The organism is Dapis brunnea BLCC-M229 (genome assembly GCF_050015995.1).
GTDB lineage: Bacteria > Cyanobacteriota > Cyanobacteriia > Cyanobacteriales > Microcoleaceae > Trichodesmium.
Genome location: NZ_JBNHEP010000054.1, coordinates 1 through 12,218 on the forward strand (window position 1 = coordinate 1; position 12,218 = coordinate 12,218).

Consider the following 12,218-nt stretch of genomic DNA (forward strand, 5'->3'; position numbering starts at 1 on the left):
AAATCAAATTTTCATTGGCAGGAAGATTTGCCGATTTCCACTTTTGAGTAATAGACTTATCCCCTAAACCAATATTTGTATTGGATAAGGTTTCATCAGTGGAATTAGTTTCAGGAAAAATATTATTGTTCTTGTTTTGCAAATCCTGCTTTGCAATGACAGAAGAATCTTTTGGTTTTTGTAGAGTTGGAAATACGGGAGTAATGACTGTTATGTCTGGCAGATGAGTGCCGCCATTGTAGGGATTATTTAAAACATAAACATCTCCTGGTTTGAGGGTATCGCCTTTTTCAGAAATTACAGCATTAACACTTTCGCTCATGGAACCTAAATGTATGGGAATGTGAGGAGCATTGGCAACTAATTGACCGTCTTTGTCAAAGATAGCGCAGGAAAAATCTAGTCTTTCTTTGATATTTACTGAAGAGCTAGTGTTTTGTAATGTAATTCCCATTTGTTCGGCGATCGCTCGAAATAGGTTATTAAATATTTCTAGCATTACAGGGTCTGCTGAAGTTGGAATCTTGTTTTGAGATTTGCGGGTTAATTCTGTTTTAGTTTCTGAGGTTTTGGTGCGGGTTAAAATTAGGTAATTTTTGGTATTTAATTCTGCTTGCCATCCAGGTTCGATAATATTGGTTCCGGTTTTTTCAATTATTAAGGCAGGACTATTAATTTTGTCTCCTGGTTGTAAATTTTCTCGGAGATAAATAGGAGTATCATGCCATTTTCCGGCTGTGTAGATTTGTGTTGTTGTAACTGGAGTTGTAGGAGATTTTTTGGTGGGAGATTTTTCTATTTCTTCAGGAGTTTCCATTTGCTGAATAAGTTCTAGAGAAACTGCTTCAACTATTAAGGATTTTTCCGCCATGACAAATCCATATCTTTGTTGATGAGCTGTTTCAAATTCAGCTTTTATTGTGGAGATATTTTCGGCAAAGTCTATAATTAATGTTGAGTCACTTCCTTGATATTTGAGGTGAACTTTGGATAATACAGAATGGTAAGAAGTAGATTCTAAATCTGGATTTTTGGAGGAAGAGCTTTCTGTTAGTAACTCTTGTTTTGCTTCAGTTTTTAGCTTGGTAAAAATTTGATTTAACTCTGGCAATAATTCTGGAGTTAGTATTTTTTCAACCGCCTTTTCTTTCATCACTCGAATATCTGCTAATCCCATGCCATAAGCTGATAAAACTCCGGCGTAAGGATGAATAAATATTTTTTTCATGCCCAAAGCATCAGCAATTAAACAAGCGTGTTGTCCTCCCGCTCCACCAAAACAACAAAGAGTATATTCCGAAATATCATAACCTTTTTGTAGAGAGATTTTTTTAATTGCATTTGCCATTTTTTCTACAGCAATAGCTAAATATCCACTTGCCACTTCTTCCGGTTTTTTACCATTACCTATTTCTGCTGCTAACTGAGTAAACTTTTCTCTAACAATCTCCAAATTTAAAGGTAAATTTCCCTCCTGACCAAAGACTTTAGGAAAAAATTCTGGCTGTATTTTTCCCACCATTACATTACAATCTGTGACTGTTAAAGGTCCGCCTTTTCCATAAGCAGCAGGTCCGGGATTTGCTCCAGCAGATTCAGGTCCGACACGATAACGGGCACCATCAAAAAATAAAATTGAACCTCCACCAGCAGCCACAGTATGTATCGACATAATGGGAATTCGTAACCTTACTCCAGCAATTTCTGTTTCAAATTCTCGTTCATATTCTATTGTTTTATCTGCAGCTCCGGCGTAATGAGCAACGTCGGTAGAAGTACCACCCATATCGAAGCTAATTATTTTATGAAAACCTGCCATTTTACTTGTTTGAACTGCTCCAACAATTCCACCAGCAGGTCCGGATAAAATACTATCTTTGCCTTGGAATTTTTGAGCATCTGTTAAACCGCCGTTCGACTGCATAAACATTAATTTAACTAGCTGTCTTTCTGAAATATCGCGACTATTTAAAAGACCTTTTTGAAAAGTTAAAGTTAAATCTGTTTGATTATCTGTTCCTTCTCCCACTTCACCTTCTATTTCTTCTTTTTCAAAAATAGACTCGGTGGAATTTTGCTCTGGAGATATCTCCTCTGTTCCCGACTTATCAAAGAAGTCTAAAGAGTTACTAACTTGATTAACATATCGCCGTAAAATAGGTGATAAATAAGCATCAACTACAGTAGTATCTCCCCGACTAACTAATTTCATTAAAGGACTAACTTCGTGGGAAACAGATATTTGAGTAAATCCGATTTCTTGAGCAATTTCTTGAATTTGTTGTTCGTGTTTCGGGTAGCGATAACCGTGCATTAATACAATAGCACAACTTCTAATTCCTTCCTTATATGCTGTTTCCAGTTGAGAAATTAATTCCGTTGTTTGAAGTTGGATTATTTCTTCACCTTTCGCTGTATAACGTTCTTCAACTTCAATAACTTTTTCATACAACATTTCCGGTAAAATAATTTCTCTAGCAAAAATATTTGGTCGCTTTTGATAACCAATTCTTAGAGCATCTTTAAAACCTTTAGTAATAACTAAAACTGTGCGATCACCTTTTCTTTCCAATAAAGCATTTGTAGCAACAGTTGTACCCATTTTAATGACTTCTATTTGTGTTGAAGGTATAGGTTCATTTTGAGAAATTCCTAATATTTCTCGAATACCTTGTACTGGTGCATCAGAATAGCGGTCTGGATTTTCTGATAATAATTTATGAATAATAATTTTACCGTCAGGAGCTTTAGCAACTATGTCTGTGAATGTGCCGCCACGGTCTATCCAAAATTGCCAATGCTTATTAGTAATAGATGTATTAGTCATATTCATATTAATTTTAGGAATAATAATTATAGTTTTTTTAGTAAGAGATGTTAATAGTTATAGCTATACTAAATTATCTCTGATAATTTTATTCTACTTTTTATGATTATCTATACATACCAAGTGCAATTTGTCAAAAGACAGTGATATAGCTCAAGTCAGAAGTCATAATATTTCTCCATGAAGTTGCACTTACAGAAATTCGCACTGATGGTAAGATATAGTTTGATACTAATTTCTATTCCCTGTTCCCTAAAGTCCTAGGAGTTGGAGATTTTGGCTATGATTGTTATTTAATAGCGATTGCCTAACGATTAACTGAAAAGCATTTGATATTTTGCCAAATTTAGGTTTCATAGCTTGATTCACCAACGCCAAGTCCTAAAATTGTGTAACTCATTAACTCCAAAACTGCTGTAATAAAAGATAATAGCTGTCAGTAAAATTCAGGTCTGGCTAAGAATTATTTACGGCAATGGGCATGGATGGTGAGGTACAGTTGAAGACTAATCTCTCTTCCCTATTTACTAAAGTTACCTCAATAAACCCGAAACAGCTATAACTGCATTGTTCCAGTGAAATAGCTTAACTTCATTTTGATTGATAATTAATTTAACTATTGCGCAACAGTTTTTAGATTTTAGATAAAATACCTTGAGTAGCGATCCCCCTATTCCAGCTTGATAATTAATTTAACTATTGCGCAACGAAGTTGCACTTAATGGTACTTAGACATTTTCTGGGAGAAAAAATGGGTTAAAGTCAGTCTAGACAACGGAATTACATCTATGACCTAAAAATGGCTAGAACACTTACTGATTAAGGATTTATCCTTTTTTGAGGTAAAAGCCTCTGGGTCTATATTTGAGCCTATTTTTTGCTTCTATTTTGTTTAACTAGACAGTGCGAAGTTCTTTGAATAACTATTGCTAGCTAAGGCTTTCAGCAACTCAAGCTTAGAAACTATCCATTCATACCTGTAGGTGCTGTAAGCCCTTTCCAGTAAGACTTTCAGTCAGATAAGCAAATCGTTTTTTAGAAGAACTTTGTACTCTCCAGTTGTTTAAGTCCCATTAATAAAAGATAATAGCTGTCATTCAATAATTAATAATTAATAATTAATAATTAGGGTTTGGGCTCAAAAGTCTTTTTGTTGAGGTAGGTCGGAGGGAGTAGGGAGTAGTTAAGAATTAGGAGGAGCAGGGAGTTGTACAAGAGGTAGTCGTTCATCATAGCCACTTAAATTTTCTGCTTCGCGTTAGTGCAAAATGCTTAATTTTTCAGCTTTATTAACACAAAAGCTGGTACTTTTTTCAGACCATTAGTTTCTCAAACTTTCGATCTGTAAATGCTTTTATATTTAATCAGCAAGCCCTAATTAATAATTACCTCTTCTTAAAAAGAAGAGGTAAGGTTAAAAAGAAAAAAAGAAATTTTTTTCTCCTTGATAAGGAGAGGCTTTAAAGCTTCATTTTTCGGTAAAATTCATGTCTGGGTAAGAATTACAGCGCTTCCCGTTGTTATGAGGTACAAAATTTTAGGTTTGAGGGAACACTTAACTGGGAACAGGGAATAGGGAATAGGAAATAGAAAATAATAAAAACAACTGTACCTCATAGCTTCGGAAACTGCTGTATTAAGTGCATTGTTACGGAGAAATGGATCGGGGAATGTCCTAGCAGCCTTGGCGACGGCTATATATTGTTATCTATTCGGTCAAAAATCAAGTGTTGTAAAATTGTTTTATTCAATTGATTGGTAGTCAAGCAAAATTAATTATATGTTTTATGATTATCTGACTGGAGAGTAAAAAGTTCTTCTAAAGATTGGCTTTTAAGATTTGAAAGTATTACTAGAAAAGGCTTAGAGCTCCTACAAGTCTGAATGGAGAGCTTCTAACCTTGAGATTCCTGAAAGCCTTAGCTAGCAAAGTTATTTCAAGAACTTTCCACTGTCTAGTTATCTTAAGTAATTAGGTAAAATTATTTGTATATATATTACTTAGGTAGATTTTCTTTTCCCAACTTCATTTTCCCTATTCTCTATCTCTAGGAAATGTTAAATTAATTTGGCAAAGGTAATTATAATAGTGCTTCTATAGCAGTTCTTATATTAATGAGATACAGTATTTTTTTCTTTTCCCTATTCTTTATTCTCTAAAATCCCAAACTTGTGTATCTCACCAATTTTAAAATTGCTATATAAATTGATCATAATTCCCCTTCATGTAAAGTACCTTCAGAAATTGCCATTGCTTCTATATCTATTTCCAGATTTCTCTGATTACCCATTTCTCGTATCCATCTCAAAAGTGTATTTGCTAATCTTGTTGCTACGACAGTTCCTTCAAAATTAAAATCAGGATTTTGTAAACCCTTTCCCAAAATTTGCTTACCTATATCTGTAATAAAAACCAATACTGCTCTATTTTTTATCTCAATTCTAATTGCTCCTAATTTTTCTAATTCCTCATATACTCCTTGATATTTACCTATTTTTTTACCGTATTTTTTACGTTTAACTCTAGTAGTTAATTCACTTTTTTTTACTCCTATAGCTGTTTCTCCTTCTCCTCCTAAATCCCATAAAGTAAGTAGTAGACGAGTTTTATTTATATCCTCAACACTTTCTTCTCCAATATTTTCATTATCATGCCCTAAATTAATATTTGTTTCTGTTTCTAAACTATGATTTTCTGTTGACATCTCCAGATTTCCTTATATGTATGAAATCATTAATAAACGCCATTGGGTAGACTCATCTTTTTGTTGATTAAACCTGCCCACGACCAGTTAAATGATTAACCAATTTCAAATTAAAATTGAACTATGAGGAAAGACTCTAATAACTCTTAATTTGAAAATCAGAAATGCTTGTAGAGAGACAAACCTAAATATTCAATATTTTCTGTGCCATCTCTATACTTTGACGCATATCCTGTTCACAATTAATCAATGCAGAATCTTCTACATCTGTCAAGTCTATCTCTTATATCAAATCCGGTTGAATATTTATTATATAGTTGGGACAGATGGGGAGATGAGGAGGTGGGGAGATTGAATATTGAAGTATGGATAGAATTATAAACATATATTATATAACCTGCTTCTACATAACACTTTTCCAACTCCCTCACTTCCTTAACAAATAGGGAACTGCTAAAAAAATATTTTCCAAACCATATTGCCCTTGAAGATAGGTACTACAAGGTAAAAATTGATTTTGATTTCTGAATATCGACTCTACTATTACACTTGTAGATGTTTCTAGTGGTCTGTCAAGTTTGAATTGATGGGTATTTCAAAATTGAAAAGCTTATCAATCAAGACTTTTAAGAATTCATCACCCATCAAAATAAGTTTGACAGACCACTAGTGCACAGATAGATTGATTTTGATTTCTGAATATTGACTCTACTATTACACTTGTATGCACTTGTAGATGTTTCTAGTCCATAGATAATAGGTACTACCTGTTTTCATCAACTTGACAATTTCAGCCCCACCATTACGAATTCTTTCAACAATTCTGGCAATAGCACAATAAGTTTATTTTATTATTCCTAATTTTGACTGTTTCCCTATTTCCACACTCCCCCAATATCCCGCTCAAGAAAATGTAGAAAAATTTTTGAGATTTTCTATAAGTTATCTAAGTCGTCGAAGAACTTCACATAAAGTTAGCAGGAGTCTACAGTTTTAATTTCTGATTAAAAATAAGACCCCTGCTTTTGATATATTCTTAAAGTCTATGGAAAATTTTACTCAAATTCTTCTAACTGGTCTAGTCGCAACCAGATATTCGGAGTAGGTACTTTGCCAAATTTGACAAAAGCATAATCTCCCCTAGTATCTACAATTTCTCCCTTACTTTCAAATATGTAAGGAGGGAACCTATTGTCACTTGCTTTAGCTTCTAAACTATTTTCTAGTTTTTCTCGGACAACACGAACTAAACTACCTTTTTTAATGTCTGCCATATATGATTTCCATTTCTTGTCTTTATCTGTAATTAAATTCTATAGCAAATGAAAAAATCATACTCTGATTTGGCGTAGGCAAATAACTTCTTCTTTGTGAGTAAACAAACAACAGTTAATTAACATTCTTTAATTAACATTCTTCCTTCTTCATTATTTTTGACATTGAGGACAAAAATGGGTAGACCGCCCCGCTAGTTTAATTTTGGCCAAAGATGTATCACAAATTCGACATGGTTGACCGGCACGATTATAAACCCAAGCTACACCGCCATAGTTACCATTAACTCCCTGAACATTTAGAAAGTTGCTGAAAGTTGTACCACCTGCATCTATAGAAGTTGCCAAAACTTTGAGAATAGCTAGATGTAATTGTTCTACTTGGCCTTCAGTTAAATCTTTGCACAAAGTTGTGGGTCTAATACCACTTAGGAATAAGGCTTCATCAGCGTAGATATTGCCTAACCCGGCGATGGTTCTTTGGTCTAAAAGAGCTGTTTTAATTGGTCTGTGCCTTTTTTGTAGTTGTTTGCTCAGGTATTCGAGAGAAAATTCTGGGGAAAATGGTTCTGGACCTAGTTGTTTCAGACCAGTAATGATGTGGGATATTTCTGTTGCTGGTGCTATTCTCCACATCTGGCCAAAGGTACGTTGATCTACAAATCTTAATTCATGGGTGGGATTTTTTTTGTCCTCTGTTGATTGATGATTAAAAAATAATCTAACTCGCGTGTGTTTGTGTAGTCTTTCTTCTGGCTTTACCCATAGGAGTTGGCCTGTCATTCGCAGATGTACTCCTAACCAACCATCCTGGTTTTGTTTGACCTTGCTAAGTTCTGGGGTTTCTCGATCCCATTTGTAGAGTTGGGCAAGTAAATATTTGCCTCGTCGATGCCATTGGGCGATCGCTTTTCCCTGCAGTTCACCTAAAAAATCACCAACAGAAACAGGGTGAGCAACTGTGCGTTCTAGCAACACTTCCCCACCCAATATTTGTTTATTGAGAGTCAGTTGATTTAGACCTCGTTTTACTATTTCTACTTCCGGCAGTTCTGGCACAGTGGTAACTATTTCCTACAGCTTTCTGATTATATAGATAGTGTAGATAATTTTTTATAGTTAAGCATTTATCTGAGACAGTTTTTGCCTATTTTTGTTTGTTTAATTTAAATTGCTAAACTGAGCTTTTTCTATAGCTTTAGGTTCCAAGAACAGTTTGAGCCTAATTATTTACCTTTCGGCGCTTCTACCTCTACAACTTCATTCATGCCAAAGTTGTTTGTGTTAACACCAGATGCACTACCACTGAAACCAGTATAATTTACTTTATCAAAGCGAACAATAACTGGATACTTAATGCCGCTTTTGTCAACAGAAGCAACTGTACCAACTTCCTGATACCAATAGGATTCTTTGCGTAAAATCCGAACTTTAGAACCACGTTGAACCATGAATTTTTTTTCCTTTAAATTAAGTATGGTAAAACTGTCATCTCATCCTATATCTTTTAAGCCCGATCATTTTTTAAGTTTTGTTGCAATTAATTTAGCCAGGATATTTGAACAAAATGGGCAGGACGACCCCACAAATCTTGAGTAACAGAAATATCGATCACTCTCAGGTTAAAAGGAATAGCAGTTGTGAGATATTTTTGGGCTAAACTACCCAGCTCTGGTGCTAGTTGTATAGCTGCCGTAGCTGCAATACCAAGACCTAAAAGTTGCTCGATTGGTTTTCGGGGTAAAAGCATATTTATACCTAGAGTAAATCCAGCAGTGAGAGTCATTGCCACTGATAAGTTTGTGCCACATCTAGGATGTACTGCTAAATTCCATTCTCCAGAGGTAATTCTCTGTAGTGCTGTTTCTACTGCTTGATTTAATTGATATGGGTTTACTGCACCGTACAGATAAAATCCTTGTGGTGTGGACATCCCTCCAATTGATTCATTAGAAGCTGTCGCAGTTCCTGAGTTGGCTAATTCACTCAGTACCCAAACTGTAGCGTGTTCTAAAGCATGAACTTGTCTAATTGTCAATATATCTTTTAAACCAGGAAAAAATTCTAGTTGCTTGATAAAATCCCTATCTTGTGTAGGATGGGGGGAAAAGTTAAAGGGAAACCAATCATTTACATATGAAGTAGAGGTATTTGTTGTCATGTTATTTTTTTCTTCTTGAAAATTGTCTATTTCTATAGCAGTCCTATTATAGTTCCATTAGAATTTTGCCAAAAATATTCTGACAAAAGTGAATAGTTCAATAATTAATAATTAAATAATTAAACAGTTTAGGTTAAAAGCCTCCCCTTTCAAGGGGAAAAAGCGGTCGTTTGCGGAGCAGTCCTATTATAGTTCCATTAGAATTTTGCCAAAAATATTCTGACAAAAGTGAATAGTTCAATAATTAATAATTAAATAATTAAACAGTTTAGGTTAAAAGCCTCCCCTTTCAAGGGGAAAAAGCGGTCGTTTGCGGAGCATTCCGTCAGGATGGGATGGCGAGGAGACCTCGCCATATCCAATCTCCCCTTGAGAAATAAATTTTTTCGGCGTTGGTCAATCCTCTCCCTAAAAGGGAGAGGTAATTATCCATTAATGAACTCTCCTTTCCTTAAAACCCACATTCCGCACTTCATAATGTAGCACAAAGAGATACATGAATCATCATCAGAATTTTAGCCAACAAATTAATAGACAGAACATAAAAAAGTGAGTGGCAGGACTATTGTTGGTGAACCAGGAAGTTGTGTTGAGAGCAGAAAACACAGGAGCAACTACACTCCCCTATCATCAATCAATTTTCGTGTAGTAGATAGTGCGATCGCCGATCTGAAGCGCATCACAGATAATATTTTTGACAAGAGGAGGGTCATTTCAGTTATCAGTTATCAGTTATCAGTTATCAGTTATCAGTACCTTTGGCTAAACCCAGAGGCTTGAAATACAGAAATTGATTTTTTTCATCCCCTTAAAAGGGGAGGCTTTAGACCTTATTTTTTGGTAAAAACTCTAAAATTAAGCTCCTTTCTTCTGTGAGATTAACAACTTTTGGCCATTGATTTATTGTTAACAAATGCACAAGAGCGAAAGCATTGAAATATCCATCTTAATGTCGGAGTATTTGTCAGCTTTCCTAACTGGTTTTTCACTCCATTATTGGTTTTTTTCAAAGTATTTCTCAGCTCTCTTTGGCCGAGGTTATATACTAATAAACACAGTGACATAACAAACAGTATTGTTTCTACTCTTTGTGGTTTTTCCACAAAAAAACTATCGGCAAAGAATTGTGGGTCTTTGAGGAATCTGAAGCCCCTTTCACAACTCTGTTGGTTTTTATAGTTCCAGAGTATTTCAGCATCTCTTATTTCTGAAGATGACTCAATATTTGTAGCTAAAATAAATTTGCCAGCTACTAAAGTTCTTCAATAATCTCTGAGGCTCTTGGTTTAATTTCTATTTGATAATGATAGACTATAGACTGTTTATTCAAAATTTTTTCCTTAATTTCTAAAGATTCCACATTCCATAATTTCAGTTTTTTGTTGGTGGATTTTAAGTAATTTTGAGCCTGGGTAATTAGATCAAATCCAGTTGTTTCTAATTTTTTTGCTAACTTTAATGCCGTCTTTTTTTCTTGTTCAATTTTCGACTCTAACTTCTCGATATCGCTTTTTTTTCGCTCTGCACTTTCAACAATTAACCATCTTTGATTGACTCCAGCATAAGTGACCTTTTGCTCCAACCATTTATATCCAATTTCAAGAAGCACTCTAGTTATTTCTGTAATTTCTGGGTCTGTTTTCGGGGGAATTTTTACTTCTTCAAGGTCTAATTCAATTACTTCTTTGGCTTTTTTTAAAGTCATAGGGACTCGAGTCTACCATTTTAAATTTGAGATTAATTTCAGATTCTCTTGGCTATATAAGGCACTATCACAAACCATAATACTATCTAGTTTTATTTGTTTTTTTACCTCGGTTAAAATTGCACCAAATACTGCTTTATCTGATTCATTCCCGTTACTCTTTCCTCATAAATAATGGTATTCCACTATCACTACTGACAACTAAATCTAGTACACATTGTTTTAAGTCTGGTCGATGGTCGCGAGAGTATCATGCATGTAATTAATATAGGTCTTTCCTGACTAAATTTTGTAGATTTTTGATGGTTTTCAGTCGTTTCAATATGATGATATTTTCCATGTAGATGAAATGATGTTGAATCTAAGTGAGCATCTAAATGTTTCAATGTTAAACTTTTTGATAACTAATAATCCTATTTCTATAAATAAATTTGTTAACCCTAATTTATAAATATCATCCATGACTCTACCGATTTTATCATCGTTTAAATATTCACCTGAGATATCTGTTCCTAATAATTTTTCTACAGCCTTATCTTCAAAGAATTGACTAAACAAATATAGAGGACGTGATACCATTCCTAATCCGCCCTTGAATTCAAGCTTTTATTACTTGTCCGGCAGTGATTTTTTCTCGATTATCTACTCCTAATTTGTGGTTAATTATTTCCACTATTCCTATTTCATCAATTAGTCCTGCCACTATTCCTAAATGGTCGAGATTTTTAACTGTTATTTCTTCCATCTACTGACATTTTTTTATACTAAATAACAACGCAATCATCTGCTTTATGATCTCACTTGAAGTCACTAAACACCATAAGTAATTCTACTTAATTAAATAGACAAGTTTTCTGTAAACTATTGTAATACAAATTGAAGTGCGGAATGTGGGTTAAAAGAAGAGGATTGAGCAAAATGATTTTTTTCTTTTTTTATCCTGAAAAAGAGAGACTTTAGACCTTAATTATTCGGTAAGAAGGAATGGGAAACAGAAGTAAAACTTAGATAATTGTTATCTAGACTTTTGGATTTTTACCAGTGATTTAGGATCGGTATTGATTTAACTAGCTGTCAGCTTTTAGCATTTAGCTAGCTTCCTGGGTCGTAACTTCGGTCTTCAGCTTTTAGCAGCTCTGGTTAAAATCTCCTGCAACCCCGCATAGGCAGGATTGTTGAGTCGGGGTTGAAATCCCCTTAATAACTGATTAAAAATAATCTTGCTGACTGCTAACCGCTTTTTTAAATATTCCTAGAAAAATTAAAATAAATAGTCAATTAACTGAGTATTTTATCGGAAATAATTTTATAATTATATCATAAAATTACCTTTGCTATTTTACTCAAATTCTATTTTGATAAATGGCTCCAAATTATGAATATCATAGACATTTATCCAACTTTATGAGTTAGAATTAGACCTGACTGAATAAGTCAAAAAACATTACCACCAAAAGACTTATAGCTCTTTTTCTTAAACAAAGTGTCATAATTATCGCCTTTGTCTGTCTCAAAAACCCTGCACTTCTAACAGACCTAGCCTCAA

The 12,218-nt window shown here is 34.2% G+C and carries 7 protein-coding genes and 1 pseudogene; 1 reads left to right on the forward strand and 7 read right to left on the reverse strand.

From position 1 onward, the window contains the following. The 6 genes from ACP6PM_RS06050 to ACP6PM_RS06075 form a co-directional block, all read right to left on the reverse strand. A partial coding sequence (locus ACP6PM_RS06050; protein WP_426582779.1) for a hydantoinase/oxoprolinase family protein occupies positions 1–2,827 on the reverse strand: 2,827 nt, incomplete at its 3' end. A gap of 2,210 nt (positions 2,828–5,037) precedes the next feature. Then, positions 5,038–5,532: a hypothetical protein gene (locus ACP6PM_RS06055; protein WP_426582781.1), complete on the reverse strand. Its 495-nt coding sequence runs from the start codon at positions 5,530–5,532 to the stop codon at positions 5,038–5,040. 1,055 nt (positions 5,533–6,587) lie between these two features. Further along, the gene (gene ndhO / locus ACP6PM_RS06060) at positions 6,588–6,806 is read right to left on the reverse strand and encodes an NAD(P)H-quinone oxidoreductase subunit O (RefSeq protein ID WP_426582783.1); all 219 of its coding nucleotides are present in this window, start codon (positions 6,804–6,806) and stop codon (positions 6,588–6,590) included. A 153-nt stretch (positions 6,807–6,959) separates the two neighbouring features. After that, a complete protein-coding gene (locus ACP6PM_RS06065) occupies positions 6,960–7,865 on the reverse strand; it encodes a DNA-formamidopyrimidine glycosylase (RefSeq protein ID WP_426582785.1) in 906 nt (301 codons plus the stop codon). 167 nt (positions 7,866–8,032) lie between these two features. Then, on the reverse strand, positions 8,033–8,257 hold the full coding sequence (locus tag ACP6PM_RS06070) for a photosystem I reaction center subunit IV (protein WP_426582787.1): 225 nt from the start codon (positions 8,255–8,257) through the stop codon (positions 8,033–8,035). Positions 8,258–8,346: 89 nt separating this feature from the next. Continuing rightward, positions 8,347–8,967 carry a DUF6391 domain-containing protein gene (locus ACP6PM_RS06075; protein WP_426582789.1) on the reverse strand — a complete coding sequence of 207 codons (621 nt, stop codon included), beginning with the start codon at positions 8,965–8,967 and terminating at the stop codon, positions 8,347–8,349. Positions 8,968–9,516: 549 nt separating this feature from the next. Here ACP6PM_RS06075 and ACP6PM_RS06080 point away from each other — a divergent pair. Then, positions 9,517–9,747, forward strand: coding sequence for a hypothetical protein (locus ACP6PM_RS06080; protein WP_426582791.1), 231 nt, complete (start codon positions 9,517–9,519; stop codon positions 9,745–9,747). 43 nt (positions 9,748–9,790) lie between these two features. Here ACP6PM_RS06080 and ACP6PM_RS06085 read toward each other — a convergent pair. After that, a pseudogene (locus ACP6PM_RS06085) lies at positions 9,791–11,417 on the reverse strand (IS1634 family transposase). Between the last annotated feature and the right edge of the window lie 801 nt (positions 11,418–12,218).

What these genes read in the sequence shown, in the direction of transcription:
- ndhO (WP_426582783.1), bottom strand. Translation starts at nt 6,806, where the DNA reads ATGGCAGACATTAAAAAAGGTAGTTTAGTTCGTGTTGTCCGAGAAAAA.
- ACP6PM_RS06055 (WP_426582781.1), bottom strand. Translation starts at nt 5,532, where the DNA reads ATGTCAACAGAAAATCATAGTTTAGAAACAGAAACAAATATTAATTTA.
- ACP6PM_RS06075 (WP_426582789.1), bottom strand. Translation starts at nt 8,967, where the DNA reads ATGACAACAAATACCTCTACTTCATATGTAAATGATTGGTTTCCCTTT.
- ACP6PM_RS06070 (WP_426582787.1), bottom strand. Translation starts at nt 8,257, where the DNA reads ATGGTTCAACGTGGTTCTAAAGTTCGGATTTTACGCAAAGAATCCTAT.